Annotated in this window: 14 protein-coding genes and 1 tRNA gene; 5 read left to right on the top strand and 10 right to left on the bottom strand. The window is 65.7% G+C overall.

Going from position 1 to position 16,183, the window contains the following annotated elements; translation table 11 throughout:
- Window positions 1-443: 443 nt before the first annotated feature.
- Window positions 444-1,364 carry a nucleotidyltransferase and HEPN domain-containing protein gene (locus tag FHR21_RS19410; RefSeq protein WP_184101365.1) on the bottom strand — a complete coding sequence of 307 codons (921 nt, stop codon included), beginning with the start codon at window positions 1,362-1,364 and terminating at the stop codon, window positions 444-446.
- Window positions 1,365-1,524: 160 nt separating this feature from the next.
- Between FHR21_RS19410 and FHR21_RS19405 the strand changes: the two genes are divergently transcribed.
- Both FHR21_RS19405 and FHR21_RS19400 read left to right on the top strand, forming a co-directional pair.
- Window positions 1,525-1,752, top strand: coding sequence for a hypothetical protein (locus FHR21_RS19405; protein WP_184101363.1), 228 nt, complete (start codon window positions 1,525-1,527; stop codon window positions 1,750-1,752).
- Window positions 1,718-2,284 carry a hypothetical protein gene (locus tag FHR21_RS19400; RefSeq protein WP_184101361.1) on the top strand — a complete coding sequence of 189 codons (567 nt, stop codon included), beginning with the start codon at window positions 1,718-1,720 and terminating at the stop codon, window positions 2,282-2,284. The genes FHR21_RS19405 and FHR21_RS19400 overlap by 35 nt, the downstream gene beginning before the upstream one ends.
- A 52-nt stretch (window positions 2,285-2,336) precedes the next feature.
- Here the strand turns inward: FHR21_RS19400 and mobF are convergent, their stop codons facing one another.
- The 7 genes from mobF to FHR21_RS19365 all read right to left on the bottom strand — a co-directional run bounded on the left by mobF (window position 2,337) and on the right by FHR21_RS19365 (window position 9,656).
- On the bottom strand, window positions 2,337-5,108 hold the full coding sequence (mobF, locus tag FHR21_RS19395; protein WP_184101359.1) for a MobF family relaxase: 2,772 nt from the start codon (window positions 5,106-5,108) through the stop codon (window positions 2,337-2,339).
- Entirely contained in the window at window positions 5,108-7,006 is a 1,899-nt protein-coding gene (locus tag FHR21_RS19390) for a type IV secretion system DNA-binding domain-containing protein (RefSeq protein WP_184101357.1), read from the bottom strand. Before FHR21_RS19390 ends, mobF begins: the two co-directional genes overlap by 1 nt.
- Window positions 7,003-7,371 (bottom strand): hypothetical protein, encoded by a 369-nt coding sequence (locus FHR21_RS19385; protein WP_184101355.1) that lies wholly within the window; start codon window positions 7,369-7,371, stop codon window positions 7,003-7,005. The genes FHR21_RS19390 and FHR21_RS19385 overlap by 4 nt, the downstream gene beginning before the upstream one ends.
- Before the next feature lie 207 nt (window positions 7,372-7,578).
- Window positions 7,579-8,106: a hypothetical protein gene (locus FHR21_RS19380; RefSeq protein WP_184101353.1), complete on the bottom strand. Its 528-nt coding sequence runs from the start codon at window positions 8,104-8,106 to the stop codon at window positions 7,579-7,581.
- A gap of 61 nt (window positions 8,107-8,167) precedes the next feature.
- Complete coding sequence (locus FHR21_RS19375) at window positions 8,168-8,341, bottom strand: helix-turn-helix domain-containing protein (protein WP_184101351.1); 174 nt, start codon at window positions 8,339-8,341, stop codon at window positions 8,168-8,170.
- A gap of 178 nt (window positions 8,342-8,519) precedes the next feature.
- Window positions 8,520-9,371, bottom strand: a complete 852-nt coding sequence (locus FHR21_RS19370) for a hypothetical protein (protein ID WP_184101348.1) — start codon at window positions 9,369-9,371, stop codon at window positions 8,520-8,522.
- Between the two features lie 210 nt (window positions 9,372-9,581).
- Window positions 9,582-9,656 (bottom strand) — tRNA-Gly (locus tag FHR21_RS19365).
- 173 nt (window positions 9,657-9,829) lie between these two features.
- Here FHR21_RS19365 and FHR21_RS19360 point away from each other — a divergent pair.
- Window positions 9,830-10,741, top strand: coding sequence for a tetratricopeptide repeat protein (locus FHR21_RS19360; protein WP_184101347.1), 912 nt, complete (start codon window positions 9,830-9,832; stop codon window positions 10,739-10,741).
- Window positions 10,741-11,391: an LON peptidase substrate-binding domain-containing protein gene (locus FHR21_RS19355; RefSeq protein ID WP_184101345.1), complete on the top strand. Its 651-nt coding sequence runs from the start codon at window positions 10,741-10,743 to the stop codon at window positions 11,389-11,391. Before FHR21_RS19360 ends, FHR21_RS19355 begins: the two co-directional genes overlap by 1 nt.
- A gap of 81 nt (window positions 11,392-11,472) precedes the next feature.
- On the opposite strand, the gene FHR21_RS19350 is transcribed toward FHR21_RS19355, so the two are convergent.
- Entirely contained in the window at window positions 11,473-12,153 is a 681-nt protein-coding gene (locus tag FHR21_RS19350) for a sigma factor (protein ID WP_184101343.1), read from the bottom strand.
- 179 nt (window positions 12,154-12,332) lie between these two features.
- Entirely contained in the window at window positions 12,333-13,577 is a 1,245-nt protein-coding gene (locus FHR21_RS19345) for an FAD-dependent monooxygenase (RefSeq protein WP_184101341.1), read from the bottom strand.
- A 126-nt stretch (window positions 13,578-13,703) separates the two neighbouring features.
- Here FHR21_RS19345 and FHR21_RS19340 point away from each other — a divergent pair, with 126 nt between their 5' ends.
- Window positions 13,704-16,016 carry an FtsK/SpoIIIE family DNA translocase gene (locus FHR21_RS19340; RefSeq protein ID WP_184101339.1) on the top strand — a complete coding sequence of 771 codons (2,313 nt, stop codon included), beginning with the start codon at window positions 13,704-13,706 and terminating at the stop codon, window positions 16,014-16,016.
- The last annotated feature ends 167 nt before the right edge of the window (window positions 16,017-16,183 follow it).

The following is a 16,183-nucleotide window of genomic DNA, read 5'->3' as shown; positions in this document are numbered from 1 at the left end:
GCAAGGCCATCTTCAACAAACCAGCATCATATTATCCGAAAAGGGGGTCCCTCTTCGACGCCGATCGGGGGTCCCTTTTGAACGCCGTTTGACAGCGTCGGGTCGAAGAGGCCACGCAATATGCGGGTGATGCGCTCGATTTCGCGCTGCTTGCGCCGGATGAGGTGACCGACGCGCGCCATTACGACCTCGCGCGCGTAAACGTCGATGGTTGGGGGTGTCATTTGTAGCTCGCACCGCGGCGGTCCGCGCGAGTGCGCGCGGATGGGCAAGCGGTGTTCGCTGTGGTGCCGCTGGTGCGGCTATCAGCAACCGTCCGACACGCGGCCGGACCTAAATGATGCCTGGCAGGATTATCCCCGGAATGGCCGCCAGTCGTTCCATCCCGTGAGACGGATTATGTCAGAATCCGGGAGTCCCGGCAAGCGGGTCCGGCCCCGCGCCTATCGGCGCGCCGCCACCTCAAGCTCGGCGATCTTATCCGAACAGACTTGGTGGACCGCGCGACCAAGTTCCTCCACGCGCTCGCCGAGCCACGCGAGTTCCTCTTCGCTGATCCGATAGTGCTTTGAGTACCTTGCCTTCGTGTACGCTTCTTTCAGCTTCTGGAACATCGCTCGTTCGCGATGCGTCGCCTCGGGCCAGATGCCGTAAAGGCGACGGTCGAGTCCTTCAGCGAGCGAACGCAGGAAGGCGATATTGTGATTGTAAGGGGTATAGAAGGTCAGGGTGAGCAGCAGTCCTTGGTACATCCGCTCCACCGCTTGATGTAAATCGAAAGCCGCCTTCTTCCAATCGCCGTGCCGTCGTGCATCCTCGAACCCGCGAAAGAAGCTCGCCGCTCCCGAGCAGTTTTCCTCAAAATACTCCCGTGCGGCATCAAGCGCTTGTGGAGGCGTTTTGGGCTTCGGCGTGGCGAGTTCGCTATCGTCCGCTTCGTAAAGCGCGATCCCGTCCTTCACGACCTCCATGAAGAAAACGCGGCCATGCGAGAGTCCGTCATTCACCTCGTGCAGGCTGTGGATGATGAAGTTGACCGGCGTATGGAGGGTCTTTTCGATCGTGTAGGCGCGAATGAGACGTTCCTCGGCGGTCCCCCAATAGGCGGCGCGGTCGGTCATCTCTTTCTGGCTGACGATGACGAGGATGTCATAGTCGGATTTATATTGGTTCGCCGAGAGCGGCGCATCGACCCAGTCGCCCCGCGCGTGGCTGCCAAACAGGATGATCTTGAGAATACGCGCACCCTTGCGCGGGCCGGTCGCATTTTCGGTCGCGCCCCGAAACTCCTCGAAGATCGTCTCGACGACGCGTTCAAGTTCGCGCTGCTTGGCGGCAGGTAGGTGATCGACGTCTGTTCGCATGCTCATAGAATCTTCGAGAAACTGTAGTGGTTTGGCAAGGACAATCGGGTAGCCGGTAGATCGATCTGCCGACCACCGATTTTCGGAGAGGCAATTGGCAACACTCTAGAACCCGGGCGGGCTCAGCAAACTGACCTCTAAGAATGGGCGAGGAAAATACATGGGCAGACCACCGAAGCATGACCTCTCAACGTGGGATGTGGTCGACGATTGGCCCGATCCGCTTCCCGTCACAGAAGTGGAGATTGCCGTGTTCGAACGCTGGTTCGGCGACTTTTTCGACGAACTATTTGACCCGCCCGCTCCGCCTTCGATCGCTCCAGAAACAAGCGCGCACGTAGAAGTGATGGACGATGAGCCTCTATGGTCTTGGCCCGACCTGCCATGAATTCTCTAAGAGAGATGAAATGCCATTGGATGTGACATTCCATCAGATGAGCGGCGCCATAGGATCGCTAATTCTGCTGTGGTCCAGGATTGAACGGTCTGCTCGCGATGACGTCGTCCGTCTCTTGGGATTTCTCCCGGGCAAGGCACACGGCATCAAAGCCGTTATAGGAACTTGGGAAGGCGCGGTCGTCGAGACCCAGCCACCCGACACGCTGTGCTCCCTGCTAGCGGCTACTCTCAGATCGCAGCTTCAGGGGCAGTTGGATATCCGCAACGGGATTTGTCACGGCCTAATCGGAATTATGGGGTCGGTCGGCGACGTCCCTGCCGCGTTGAGCTGGGAGTTGAACGGCTTGAAGCACTCGATCTCCTGGGAAGAGTTACAATCGTCACTTGGCTGGCTTTCCAAGATTCCCTCTGCGTTCCCGATGATCTCGGACCCGGCGTTGGACCGCCTCGACTGCAGGGTGGTCGACACAATAGAGAACCGAGAATGGTGGCGGGCAGAGTGGGGGCTCCTCCTGCCGTAACTGCGCCCGCACGTGGAAATGCTCTCTGTCAGCGCAATCTCGGTTGAAGAGGTCAAAGTCCGAATGCCGCAAGGTTTTTAGATAATGCCGAGCCCGCTGCTTTGTGAGCTTCGGCCGCCGGCATTGCAGCCTGTGCGATGGCCGTCTGCACGGCGCCAGCGCGTTCATTAATCGCCGAAACCAGCTTCGCGCGATTATCGGTGACGATCGTCGCCGACTCCTTCGCGCGCGAAATGCCGACGTAGAAGCTTTTCTGGTCGACGAGATTGGTCGCCTTGCTGTCGGCGTGGATGATGACATGATCGGCGGTGCGTCCCTGCGCGACGAAGGCTGTATTGACATAGGCATGGGCGATATGCCGGTCCCGCCCCGCATCGAGGTCGAGGGTCTGCACTTTCCCGCGAGCGCCAAGCACCGTCGCCGTTCGCGCCTGCTCGTCGATCGCTATGACTTCGCCGCGCGCACCGTTGATCCGCCCGGCGTCACGATCGTTGCGGGTGAAGCGGATGCTGTCGCCAGTCCTGAGGTCCATATTCTGAAGCGCGAACACCTGCACCGTGCCGGCGCCCCATTGGCGAAGCCGCCAATCGACCTCGCGTCCATCCTCGGTCCTCAGCGCAATGGCGGCTTTCGCCGGATCGACCGCTTCGACACGATAGGCTTCGCCCCGAGCGACTCCCTTGTCGGCATAGTCGCGCGTGAAGCGCACGACATCGCCCCGGTCATAGCTTAGCGGATCGCGCGCCTCGGCGCGGGTGAGCCCCTTGTTGACGAGACTGTCCACGGCGACGGCGGGACCGGAAAGCGCGCCCGACTTCACCAGCGCCGCGCGTATATCCGCCGTCAGCGCATCGCGCCCTTCGCGCGACGGTTCGATCACAAGCGTTCGCGACCGCGCCGCCTTGTCGAGCCCGGCATAGCTGGAGGCGATCGCGGCGAAACGGCCCGCGCGATCGGCATGTTCGACGACCTGGCCGCCGCCGCGATCGAGCGCGGCGAGCGCCTTCCTCGCATCGCCTTCGATGGAGGCCAGCACCGCCTCCTTGGTTGCTGTGTTGCTCTGCCGAACAATCTCGCCCAGCGTGGCGGTTTCCATGCCGGCGTTCTGAAGCTGCGCGAATGCCGCACCAGCTTCGACCGAGCCGAGCTGCTTCACGTCGCCAACAAGAATGATCCGCGCATCCTGCTGCTCGGCAAGGTCGAACAGCCGGGCGGTATCGCGCGCCGACAAAAGCGAAGCTTCGTCGACGATCCAAGCGATCGGCTGGCCGGGGGCCGAACCTTCCGGCATGAGCAAATGCCTCGCGACAGTATCGCCGCGCGTGCCGAGCGCCTCGCCGAGTGTCATTGCCGCCGATGCCGTCGGCGCCAGCGCGACCACGGACACGCCGCGCGCCTCGGCCTCGCGCGCGAAGGTCGCAAGCACCGTCGTGGTCTTGGCGGTGCCAGCATAGCCCTGCACCGCAGTGATCCGATTGCGGGTGGTAAGGAGCTCTGCGGTCGCGACCCTCTGGTCAGCGTTCCAACCACAGCCAGACCGCTCCGCCTGCGCCGCCGCTGCCGCAACCGCCTTGGCGGCGGCAAGCGGCGAGGCGATCGGCGCTAGCGCACCGCGCCCGTGCGCTTCGATCCGAAGCAGTGTCTTCTCGGCCGCGATATTCTGGCAGGTCGTGAATCCTGTAAACGCGGCACCGCGCCGATCGATGAAGGTGCGGTCGATCAGCTCCCCCTCATTTGTCACCCGGCCGATCGCCTCGCCGATCTCGGCATAGCCGATTTTCCCAAGGCCAACCCGACCCGCTTCCTCATGAAGCGCCGCGACCGAGAACACCGACTGCCGCTCGCCAAGTTTGTCGGCGGCATGGGCGACGGCGCGATCGGCGATTGATGGATCGGGAAGGTGAATAGCGCCCTCCGCCCTGGCCTCGGCCTCGCGCACCAGCGATAGCCGCGCATCGGCATCGAACCCTGCCCGATCGGCCGTCGCACGCCAGTCCGCGACCAACGAAACCTGATCGGCCGCGACCTTCGCCTGCCGCGTGTCGAGCGTGGCCACCTGCTTTTCCGCGGCGCTGGCCTCCTTGCGCGTCGTTCCGCGCTCGCCGAGCGCCGCTTCGATCTCAGCACTGCGCGTGCTGAATGCCGCCATCACGTCTGCCGAGACGCCTTTGATCTCGAACATCGACTCCTTGCCCGATGCAATCTCATAGCCGAGTTCGCGGACCTTCAACGCCAGCTCTTGCCGGTAGATGGCGCCGATCTGCTTCTGAAGTTGATAGATCGCGCGCGGTTCCAGGCTGCGCCAGCTTCCATCGTCCCGCCGCGTCGCGTTCAAGATGACATTATGAGTATGGAGTTGCGGGTCCTGTGCCCGGCTCGTCCCATGCTGAAAGCTCGCGACGACGAGATTGCCGGTGGCCTCGCGCATCACGCTTCCGCCATTCCGGACGCGGGTCGCGGCCATATGCGCCTCGACATGCGCGAGCGCGGTCTTCACCGCCTGCCCATGTGCTTCGATCAACCGCCGGTCGCCCGCGACCTCGGCCATGATCGACACCGACTTGGGCGCACTCAACGTCACATCCCAGCCGGGCCGATGTTCGAGCTGGCCGTCCCGAACCGTGCCGAGTTGCTGGCCCGCGACCTTGCCGTCGAGCAATTCCCGAAATCGGTCACGATTGACATCGCCCGACAGCCCAAGCTCCTCGGCGCCCTTGCCTTGCCATTCGGATGGCGACAGCCCGCCCTCGGCGTAATAATCGTCAGCCTCATAATAGCTGCTCGCCTGCGCCGAGCTGGTCAGCGCCGATACCGACGCGACCATCAGATCGGCCCACCATCGTCAGCCGGCGGTGGCGCTGGTGGCTTTTTCCTTGGTTTCGGCTTTTCGACCGCCTGCTTCTCGGCCGGGGGCGGGACAGCGCTGTCGGCCTCTTCTTTGGGCGCCGCCTCCAACGGCCGGTGCCAGAGGGTCGCCTCCGGATTCGCCGCGACGAAAGCCGGCTGGCGCGGCTCGCCCCGCTTCTCGATATGATCGGCGGTGAGCGCGATGCGCGCGACGGGCAGTCCATCGGGGAACAGCAAATAGCCCTCATAGCGGGCGAGGCGGAGTTCGCTTTCGAACACGGCGGGACGGGTCTTGCGCTGGCGGCCGAGCGTCATCCGCGGCTTGTCGTCGCCATCGCCGAGCGCGCCGGTCATGGTCTGGACCTCGACCTCGCAGGTACCGATCGTGTCGCTCGCCCAGTGCCGGGACTCGGCGTCGCCCATCTGGAGGAAGAGCTTGGTGTTGCAGCAGCCGAGCATGGATTCGGCGAGGTCGTCGCCGTAGCGATGCCGCATCTGCCCGACGCCCTGAAAGGTCAGCACGACCGCCGCCCCGAACTTGCGGCCCTCGGGCAGCAGACGCGTCAGATTGTCGACACGCGGCAGGTCGGCAAGCTCGTCGAGCAGGAACCAGACGCGCCGGTCGGATGACGGAGCAAGGCCGAGCATGGCGCTTGCAGCGCATTCGAGCCAGCAGGCGAGCAGCGGCTTCAGCGCCGCAAATTGTTCTTCCTTTCGCGGCACGAAGATCCACGGCTTGGCGCCCTTCGTCTCGTCGAGGCCGGAGATGAAGTACCGGAACGAAAAGACCTTCTCGCCTTCCTCTGGCATCCGAAGGAACTGGATCAGGTTCGCGGCCTTCGCGAGCATGAAGAGCACGCTGCCGGTGGCGCGGTCGGCGTCGTCCGAGAAGGTGCGCGCCGACGACGTGTCCTTAAGCCAGGTTTTGAGCTTGTCCTTGTCCATCTTCTGCAGCGCTTCAAGGAGATCGGGGAGCGTGCACTTCTTCTCCTTCCACAGTTCCCGGATCATGTTGGCGACGAGGATGCGGCTGGTCTCCAGCCAGACATCCTTGTCCTTATCACTGGTCTCCGTGACGAGTTGCTGCGCGATGCGATCGGCATCGGCAGGATGCGCGATCTCGGCGAAGGGCGACCAATAGACGCAGCGGGCGTCGAACGGATTGAGGATGATGTCGCCGCACTCGGGTCGGTAATAATGGGCGACGAACTCGCCGCTGGTGTCATAGACCAGCGCGGCTTCGCCGCGCGCGGCGATCCCGTCAAGCATCTGACGCAGCACCGTCGTCTTGCCGCTGCCGGTCGTGCCGACCATCGCCATGTGCCGGGTTTCGAGGCGGCGGGGAAAGGGGACCGGGCCGATCGCTAGCGGTTGCGCGCCGGCCTCGGCTCGCGCCAGCTTCACAAGCTCCTTCTCGCTCGTCACCTTGGTGCCGTCGATGACGCGATCGCGGAGCGCGCGTTCGCGTCGGCGCGCGGCGATATCGCGGAGCAGGAACAGGCCTGACAGCCACCCGGCAAACCCCAGCATGGCGCCGCGCATCACAAACGACTTGGCGATGCTCGCCCGGTGGACAAAATAGGGATCGGTCGCGACCGTGCGAGCGGGGTTCAGATAGTCTCTCCCCTCGTAACGGATGACGATCCCTGGATCGCCGCCGTCGCCTGCAAACCATGACAGCATCTTCGCGTGATAATGGGTGCCGGTGTCCCGAAGGATGCTCGGGTCGAGCATCAGATAGGGCGCCGCCAAACCGCCGAGCGCGATCGACGAGACCATGATCGCGAGCTGTCGTTTGAACCGCCGGGTCTGGCTGTAGCGAAGGTGACGCCGCAGCGTCTCGGCATGGAGCCGGAGATCATGGGGCTCGCTCATGGCCTTTCCCCCGCGGCCGCCCGTTGCCGGTCATAGGCCCGATTGGTCTCGGCAGTGATGACCTCGTCGGTCTTGTCGCCGCCCATCGCGCCGCTGCGCGCATAGCAGTAAGCGGCGCAGGCTGTGTGCAGGGTACGGTCGAGCAAGCGTTCGACATCGGCGAGACGCGCACTGATCGACGCCACCTCTGCGACGAGTTCGCGATCGTCTGAGCTGCTGACGGTGGGATTGGCCTGGCCGTCGATCCCTGTCTTCACACAGCGGCGGAGCATCGCGTAAACCGTCTTGCCCTGCCGGTCGGCCAGCACCCGAAGTGCCGTGTCGAGCGCCGCGGGCAGGCGGATGGAATGTTGGACGGTCTTCATCGCGCCGCCTCCCTGAGGGTGCGGATCGCACCCTCGACTTTTGGCGGAATTGCGACGCTTCGGCGAAGCGCCGACGGGGCGCACTCTGATCGCACCCTCGAAAAGTGGCGGAAAAGCTGGATGCACCCGTGCGTGAGGTGTGTATCCAAATTACGGGTCCGATGCGTAGCATCGCGGCCCCGCAACCTTGCCTCAAAGGCGATCGATTCAGACATGATCCGGACCCTCCGTGACGGGGCGTTTTGCTCCCTTGCGAGCGGCCCAATCGGCGATCATTGCCTTCGCTTCGCGATCGGCTGTTTGGCGGTCGTAAGGATTTTTGGCCGGTGGAGATTCGCGGCGACCATTGTCCGCAAGCCAGGCGAGAATAGCGCGCTCGATGGCGGCCCGTATATGATTGCGAAGGTCGTTCGCCTCGAAGGGGTCGAGGGCAATCGTGACGCCGCGGCTGAAGATTTCACCGCCCAAGGGAAGTGCAAAGTCGCCAGCCAGTTGAAGCGGACCATCGATGTGGCAGTGGCTCACGTCGCCATCGTAGACTGCCAGCGGTGGCCGCTCGGCGTCGCGCCAGAAATTGACCGCAGCGCGGTAGGTGTCGCCATCCTCGCCGTGGGCGAGCAACTTTTCGATGATCGGCCACATGTGGATGGCGGTCTGGACATCGGCGTCGACGTGCATGTTGGGATTTCGCCCCCAAGAAAAAAATCGAGCGAGAGCGTTGCGAAGAACGGACATGTCTTGTCCTCCTGGATCGAGATGTGATCGGAATGGCGGGCGGCAATTCGCCGCGTCGAAATCAAGTCTCGGGGCGAGCCTCGGTGAGTCGCGCGATGGATGCGGTCGTGATCAGCGTTCGCGTGCCGATCTTCAGCGCATCGACCTGGCCGGTCTTGATGAGTTTGTAGATTGTGCTCCGGCCCACGCCGAGCGCCTTGGCCGTGCGGTTAATCGAGTATGCGAGTTCATCCATTGTCGCCTCCGTTGGAGTGCCGCGATGCGGCGGGCGACAGGATCATTTGCAGCCAATCGCCGACAGTTCCAACGGCATGCGGATGTGCCGGGAATCCGCCGTTCGCGACTGTTTCCCGGTAATTGCCGTCGAACAGCACGCGCGGAAATGCGTCGTTCCTCGGTAATTCAGCGTGGAATTAAGACGAACGATTTTTCGCGATCGTCTCCAAAATTTGATTTGCATACGGTGCAAGCTGCGTCTGGCTGGGGACCTTCAGGCGCCTGCCGCGATACCATTCTTCCATCAGCTCGATGACTTCCCTCTGATTGCCACGCTTCTTCGAGATATCGAGCGCGCGCACCTGAGGATGCTCAATCAGCGCGATGATTGCATTGGTATGATCGTACTGCTTCGGCGCTCCCTTGCGACTCGGTTGAGCTTTGGCGTCCGCAATGAGCTTATCGATGTCTGCTTCGAGGAAAAGCTCGCGGCCGAACCAGAAGCCGACCGGGCCGACGAGCGCGCTGCGAATCGCTCCTTCTCGCGCCACATGGGCAGCCCGAAGTTTGCCGAAGAAATAGCGGTGATCGACATACCGCCGCACCCCGCTCTTCGTCCGGTAGAACGCGCGCAGAGTCGACTCGCGTTGGAGCAAAGCAAACAATCGTTCCAAGTTCCGGGCTGCGGGCTCGTCAGGGTTGGCATAAGCGGCATCCTGCGGAGCGGACGCCTTGATCCCCCCGTATTGAAAGGCGCGCCACGACGCGACCACGGCCATTGTCAGGATGAAGCAAGCTAGCCCTACGATCAGCAAGGTATCAGCGCCGGGCGCTTCGTTGATAGTCCACACGATCCCCAAGATTAGCATCAGAGTCGCAGAGACGGCGGTCGCGACTAGCGCCAACCAAAGCGCCAAATAGCGGTTTTGGACAAGACGGGAGGAATCCGCCGCGATGCGGTCGAGTTCGGCGAGGCCAGCCTGTTCGTCATTGTCCACGAAGCGAGCCGCGACGATGCGTAGCGGAAATACTTCCTTCCGGTCCTCCACCACCTTCTCCTAGCGAGGGATGGGGGACATTGCCCTGAATGCGTCACCGATACAATTACTTGCGCAACCGTCGGTACCTTCCAGCGACTGCGAGCGACCAGCGCCTTAATTGGTGGTAGCCCCGTGGTAGCCCCGTGGTAGCCCAAAGGAAAATATGATCTAAGGCACAAAATTTGGTGCCGCACAAATCATTGAAAATGTTTGTAAAACTGGAGCGGGCGAAGGGATTCGAACCCTCGACCCCAACCTTGGCAAGGTTGTGCTCTACCCCTGAGCTACGCCCGCTCTGGCGGCTGGCGACCGGTGGGTGCCAGCGGGTGAGGCGCGCGATTAGCACCGGCTTCGGGAGTCGGCAAGCCCCCATGATGCTTTTTGCGCAGGCGCGCGCCTCGGGGTTGGCATCGGCCGTCCAAATCCCACATAAGCGGTTTCCCCCGTTGCGATCGAGGAGACATGCCGTGGCCACATTGGGCCTGAACCCGCAAGAAAAGGAAGCCGTCGAGGCGTTCCGGCGCGACGTCGTCGAGCCGTCGATGACCAGCCTCGTCATCCTGGATTTCTGGGCCGAATGGTGCGGGCCGTGCAAGCAGTTCGCCCCCGTGCTCGAAAAGATCGCCGCCGACTATGCCGACAAGGGCGTCGTGCTGGCGAAGGTCGACGTCGATGCGAATCGCTTCATCGCGAGCCAGTTCCAGGTCCAGTCGATCCCGACCGTCTATGCGATCTTTCAGGGCCAGCCGGTCGCGAACCTGACCAATGCGCGCACCGAAAGCCAGCTCAAGGCGATCCTCGACCAGTTGCTCGCGCAGCTTCCGATCGAAAGCGAGGCGAGCGCCCGCGCGGTCGAGATCGCGCCGCTGATCGAGATGGGCGAGGGCGTGCTGGCCGAGGGCGACGGGCCGCGTGCCGCGAGCCTCTTCACCCAGATCCTCGACATGGCGCCCGACAATGCGGCGGCGCACGGCGGGCTGGTCCGCGCGCTGCTGCTGGCGGGCGACCATGACGCGGCGCAGGCGGCGCTCGACGCGGTGCCGGCCGAGATCGCGGGCGACCCGGCGATCGCGCAGGCGAAGAGCGCGCTCGCGCTCGCCGCCGATGCCCCCGACGCGGGCGAGCTTGCGGCGCTGGAGGCCGCAGTCGCGGCCAAGCCCGACGACATGCAGGTGCGCTTCGACCTTGCGGTGGCCGAGATCGGCGCCGGCCGGCGCGACGCCGCCGCCGACAATCTGCTTCATATCATCGCCGCCGACCGCGAATGGAACGAAGGCGCGGCGCGCGCCAAGCTGCTCGAACTGTTCGAGGCGACCGGACTCGAAGACCCGTGGGTCGCGGCGCAGCGCCGCCGCCTGTCGCTGATCCTGTTCGGCTAATGACCGAGGCGGCGCCCCTGACCATCCAGCGGATCGCGATCTTTCCGCTGCCCGGCGCGGTGCTGTTTCCGGGGCTGCACCTGCCGCTCCACATCTTCGAGCCGCGCTATCGGGCGATGGTGCAGGAGGTGCTGGCACGCGACCGGCAGATCGGGATGATCCAGCCGCGCCAGATCGCGGGCGAGGAGGATCGCGAGCCGCCGGCGCTCTATGACATCGGCTGCGTCGGGCGGATTATCGATGTCGAGGCGCTCGACGACGGGCGCTTCAACCTGGTGCTCGAAGGCGTCGCCCGCTTTCGCGTCCGCCGCGAACTCGACGTCACCACCCCCTTTCGCCAGGTCGAGGCCGAAATCGAGAGCGAGGCCGAGGAGGAAGCCGTGCTGGCAGGTATCGAGCGCGCGAGCCTCGAACGCGAAGCAAAGCGATTCGCGGCGCGGCAGGGCTATGTCGTCGATTGGGATTCGGTCGCGCAGCTCGACGACGAGACGCTGGTCAACGGCATCGCGCAGGTCGCGCCCTTCGACGCAGCAGCCAAGCAGGCGCTGCTCGAAGCAACGCCGCTCGACATACGGGCCGAGCTGGTCGTGCAGATGATGCAGTTCTTCGGGCGCTTCGATGGCGAGGACGGGCGCGCGACGCTGCAATGACATTGCCTGAACAAGGCCATAGCCTGCGAGCCTGTCGAAGGGCGCTTCACAACGATAGGCGCCCTGCGACGGGCTCGCAGGCTATGATTCTGGACGAAATCCGGGCTTCGCCGCAACGCGCCGCGCGATATCGGCGAGCGCGCGGCGGACGATGTGGCGCTCGCTTTCGCTGAGGCGTCTCGTCTCGGTTTCGACATCGATCAGCCGGCGGCGGATCAGCGCCGCCTCGGCCGCCACCCGCGACTCGACCCGCGCCGCGCGCGGCTGGCGTGCGAGCGCGGCGCGGCGGCGCGCCGTCCAGTCATCGAGAAGCCGGTCGGCGCAGCGCCGCGCGAGCCGCTCCGACGCGTGGGACTCGGCGGCGTCCTGCGCGCCGGGCTCGGCAAGCCATGCCGCGGCGCCGGTGGCCGCGAGCGCGTCGAGCGACAGGGCCGCGCCGCCGCGTTGTCGCTGGCGCAGCGCCTGCAATTCGGCGCGAATCTGCCAGCTCACATAGGTGGTGAAACGCGCGCGGCGCGGATCATAGCGTTCGGCGGCGCGGTGTATCGCGATCGCACAGGCCTGCGCGGCATCCTCGGCGGCGTCGGTCAGGCCATAACGCCGGGTGAAATAGCGGACGCGCGGCGCCAGCAGCGCGGCGAGCCTCGCGAAGGCGCGGTCGGCGCGGATACGGGCACGCGGCCCCGCGTCGCAATCGCGCGCGGCGCGCGCCTGGATATAGTCGGTCACCGCGCGTTCGAGCGCGTCGCTGTCTTCGGACATGGTCCCATCCCCTCCTCGCGCGGCGATTGGCGCCGCGGGTCCGGGATAGGCGGATATGGTTAGCGGGAACGGGATGCGGGGCTAGGTGGAAATACTGTTCCGTCGCCCCTGCGAAGGCAGGGGCCGCTATCGATGTTGCGCGAGACCTCCTGCGGCCCCTGCCTTCGCAGGGGCGACGCTCAAATCTCCGCGCCCGCAAGCAGACGGGGCAGGTCGCCCGCTTCGCCGCGCGCCTCGTCCATGAAGAAGCGTTTGAGCGCCGGGAGGCGCTGCACGGCGCCGAGCCCGGCGCGGCGGACCGCGGCGGCGGGGCGGCCGGGAATGCCGAACAGACGGGTCAGGCCGTCGGTGGCGAGGCTGACCATCAGATTGTCGAGCCCGCGCCAGCGCTGATAGCGCGCGAGCAGCGCCGCGTCGCCGAGGTCGAGGCCCAGCCGCGCGCCCTCGACCAGCACTTCGGCGAGCGCCGCGACGTCGCGCAGCCCGAGGTTGAGCCCCTGCCCCGCGATCGGGTGGATGCCGTGCGCGGCGTCGCCGACCAGCACGATCCGCTCGCCGACGATCCGCGCGCTGTGGTGAAAGCTGAGCGGATAGGTCATGCGCGGCGCGACCAGCTCCATCGCGCCGAGGAGGCCCCCGGCGCGCTTTTCGAGTTCGGCGGTGAAGCCGCGATCGCCCAATTTGGCGAAGGCCGGACCGTCCTTCTCTGCGACCGTCCACACGAAGGCCGAGCGGTGCCGCCCCGCTTCGTCGTCGACGAGCGGCAGCAGCGCGAAGGGGCCGGAAGGAAAGAAAATCTCGTGCGCCACCCGGTCGTGCGGCTTTTCATGCGCAACCGCGCCGATCATCGCATGATGGCGATAGGACCAGTTCGCGATGCTGAAGCCCGCGGCGTCGCGCGTCGGCGAGCGGCGTCCCTCGGCGACGATCAACAGCGGCGCGGCGAGCACCGTGCCGTCGTCCAGCGTCAGCGCCGCGCCATGCGCATCGGTCGTGCGCGCGGCGACCTTCGCGGGCATGTGCAGCCGCACCAGCGGCGCATCGGCGAGCGCGGCGGCGAGCGCGAGGCGGAGCTGGCGGTTCTCGACCATCGTGCCGAGCGCGGGATCGTCGTCGCGGGTGACGAAATCGAGTTCGCCGCCCCCCCCATTTTCCTTTGGCCCGCCGTCGCTGACCCGGATCGCGCGGATCGGGCAGCCTTTGCCCGACAGGCGGCCGGCGATTCCCAGCACCTCGAACATCTGCCACGTCGCGCTCGCGATCGCCGAGGCGCGGCCGTCGAAGCCCGGCGCGATCGTCGCGACCGGATCGGCGGGGTCGACGATCTGGCTGGTCAGCCCGTGATGGGCGAGGGCGAGCGCCAGCGCCTGGCCGACCAGACCGCCGCCCGAGATCAGGACATCGCTGCGCAAGGTTTCGCTCATGGGCCCTGCCCTACTCCGCCGCACCGGTCTTGGGAAGCGGCGAACGGTCCGTCGGGCGCCGCTTGACGGCGAGTCCGGCGCATGTGCATATCGGCCGGGTCAACAAAGTTGGGGACCGATTTTCGCATGGCAAGCCGCAGGGCCGCGACGGCAAAGGCCGACTGGCGCACCCTTTTCCGCCAAAGCATCGCGCGATCGCTGGTGATCGCCGCGGCGGTCGCGCTCGGCCTGTTCACCCTGTTCCTGACCCTCGCCTTTCTGACCCACGATGGCACCGACGCGGCGATCCACACCGCCGCCGGGGGCAATCCGGCGAACTGGATGGGCAGCGCCGGCGCCTGGTTCGCCGACCTTGGCCTGTTCGTCGGCGGCGTGCCGGTCGTGCTGCTGCTGCCGCTGTTCGGGGTCATGGCGTGGCGGCTGTGGGCGGCGACGCCGCAGCCCTATTGGAAGCGGCAATTGATCGCGGTCTGCGTCGCGATCACGCTCATCGGCCTCGGCGCGCAGCTCTGGGCGCCCGACAGCGATGCGCCGTTGCCGGCCGGCTGGGGCGGCATCGTGCCGCTGATTCTGGGCAATGCCGTGGCGCCGCTATTCGACCGCGCGGGCGAGCCCGCCGCGGCGCTGCTGCGCATCGGGGCGATCCTGATCCTGATCGGGTCGGGCCTGTGGCTCGCTTGGCGGGCGCTGCGGCTCGAGCCCGGCTGGCACAAGCGGTTCCGGCTGCCCGCCGCCGAGGGAAGCCGCGTGCTGGCGCCGGCCGCCGCGGCCCCGGCCGGCGCGAAGGCGCCGACGCTGATCGACCGCGTCGTCCGCCCGCGCCCGCGCGCCGAGCCGAGCGACCGCGCGCCGCCCGAGATCGCCGAGCCGGTCCAGCGCTCGCTGCCGTCGAAGCCGAAGCCCAAGCCGCAGACCGAATTGTTCGCCCATTATCAGCTTCCCTCGCTCGACCTGCTCGCGGCGCCCCCCGAGCGACCGGCGGGGCAGATCGACAAGGCGGGGCTGGAACGCAACGCGCGGCTGCTCGAATCGGTGCTCGAGGATTTTCAGGTCAAGGGCGTCATCACCGCCGTGCGCCCCGGCCCGGTCGTCACCATGTACGAGCTGGAGCCGGCGCCGGGGACGAAGGCGAGCCGCGTCTCCAACCTCGCCGACGACATCGCGCGCAACATGTCGGCGCTGTCGGCTCGTATCGCGCCGATCCCGGGACGCACCGTCATCGGCATCGAGCTGCCCAATGCGCAGCGCGAGCCGGTCGTGCTGCACGAGATGATCGGCAGCGCGCTGTTCCAGGAACAGACCGGAGCGCTGCCGATCATCCTGGGCAAGAACATCAGCGGCGACCCGGTCATCGCCGACCTGGCGCCGATGCCGCACCTGCTGATCGCGGGCACCACCGGATCGGGCAAGTCGGTGGGGCTGAACGCGATGATCCTGTCGCTGCTCTATCGGCTCGGGCCCGATCAGGTGAAGCTGATCATGATCGACCCCAAGATGCTGGAGCTCAGCGTCTATGACGGCATCCCGCACCTGCTCGCACCGGTGGTCACCGAGCCCAAGAAAGCGATCCGCGCGCTGAAATGGGCGGTCGAGCAGATGGAGGACCGTTATCGGATGATGTCGTCGCTGTCGGTGCGCAACCTCGCGGGCTACAACGACAAGGTCCGCGGCGCGCTCGCCAAGGGCAAGTCGCTCGGGCGCCGCGTCCAGACCGGCTACGATCCCGACACCGGCCAGCCGGTCTATGAGGAGGAGACGCTCGACTATCAGCCGCTGCCGCAGATCGTCGTCGTCGTCGACGAGCTGGCCGACCTGATGATGACCGCGGGCAAGGAGGTCGAGTTCCTGATCCAGCGCCTCGCGCAGAAGGCGCGCGCCGCGGGCATCCACCTGATCCTCGCGACCCAGCGGCCGTCGGTCGACGTCATCACCGGCGTCATCAAGGCGAACCTGCCGACGCGGATCAGCTTTCACGTCACCTCGAAGATCGACAGCCGCACCATCCTGGGCGAAGGCGGCGCCGAGCAATTGCTGGGCAAGGGCGACATGCTGTACGTCCCCGGCGGCAAGCAGATCACCCGCATCCACGGCCCCTTCGTTTCCGACGACGAGGTGCGCGCGGTCGCCGACCATTGGCGCGGCCAGGGCGCGCCCGACTATATCGAAAGCGTCACCGAGGAACCCGAGGACGGCGGCTTCGCGATGGAGGGCGCCCCGGCGGGCGGCGACAGCGCCGAGGATCGCATGTATGCGAAGGCGTGCCAGATCGTCGCCGAAAGCCAGAAGGCCTCGACGAGCTGGCTGCAACGGCAATTGCGCATCGGATATAACAGCGCCGCCCGCCTGATCGAGCGGATGGAGGAGGAGGGGCTGGTGAGCCCGCCCAATCATGTCGGCCGCCGCGACGTGCTGACCGACCAATATGGCCAGCCGCGCTAGGGATGATCGCCATTCCGCCCATGCCGGCCTGCGAATGACGATCATCCCTGTCTGTGCAGATGGGAACCAATTCCGGCGATCAGGACTTGAACGGCATCTAACCGCCGGGTTCAGCGCCTATTCAACGCCCGAATGCGATGGCCCCACCATCATGACCAGGAACGAGA

The sequence above is a fragment of the Sphingopyxis panaciterrulae genome (assembly GCF_014199295.1).
Classification (GTDB): Bacteria; Pseudomonadota; Alphaproteobacteria; order Sphingomonadales; family Sphingomonadaceae; genus Sphingopyxis; species Sphingopyxis panaciterrulae.
This window is presented reverse-complemented; position numbering and strand designations above follow the sequence as displayed.

Bases quoted from the DNA above. Each gene is read 5' to 3' on its own strand.
- FHR21_RS19410 (WP_184101365.1), bottom strand. From the start codon at position 1,364: ATGCGAACAGACGTCGATCACCTACCTGCCGCCAAGCAGCGCGAACTT.
- FHR21_RS19405 (WP_184101363.1), top strand. From the start codon at position 1,525: ATGGGCAGACCACCGAAGCATGACCTCTCAACGTGGGATGTGGTCGAC.
- FHR21_RS19400 (WP_184101361.1), top strand. From the start codon at position 1,718: ATGAGCCTCTATGGTCTTGGCCCGACCTGCCATGAATTCTCTAAGAGA.
- mobF (WP_184101359.1), bottom strand. From the start codon at position 5,108: ATGGTCGCGTCGGTATCGGCGCTGACCAGCTCGGCGCAGGCGAGCAGC.
- FHR21_RS19390 (WP_184101357.1), bottom strand. From the start codon at position 7,006: ATGAGCGAGCCCCATGATCTCCGGCTCCATGCCGAGACGCTGCGGCGT.
- FHR21_RS19385 (WP_184101355.1), bottom strand. From the start codon at position 7,371: ATGAAGACCGTCCAACATTCCATCCGCCTGCCCGCGGCGCTCGACACG.
- FHR21_RS19380 (WP_184101353.1), bottom strand. From the start codon at position 8,106: ATGTCCGTTCTTCGCAACGCTCTCGCTCGATTTTTTTCTTGGGGGCGA.
- FHR21_RS19375 (WP_184101351.1), bottom strand. From the start codon at position 8,341: ATGGATGAACTCGCATACTCGATTAACCGCACGGCCAAGGCGCTCGGC.
- FHR21_RS19355 (WP_184101345.1), top strand. From the start codon at position 10,741: ATGACCGAGGCGGCGCCCCTGACCATCCAGCGGATCGCGATCTTTCCG.
- FHR21_RS19350 (WP_184101343.1), bottom strand. From the start codon at position 12,153: ATGTCCGAAGACAGCGACGCGCTCGAACGCGCGGTGACCGACTATATC.
- FHR21_RS19345 (WP_184101341.1), bottom strand. From the start codon at position 13,577: ATGAGCGAAACCTTGCGCAGCGATGTCCTGATCTCGGGCGGCGGTCTG.
- FHR21_RS19340 (WP_184101339.1), top strand. From the start codon at position 13,704: ATGGCAAGCCGCAGGGCCGCGACGGCAAAGGCCGACTGGCGCACCCTT.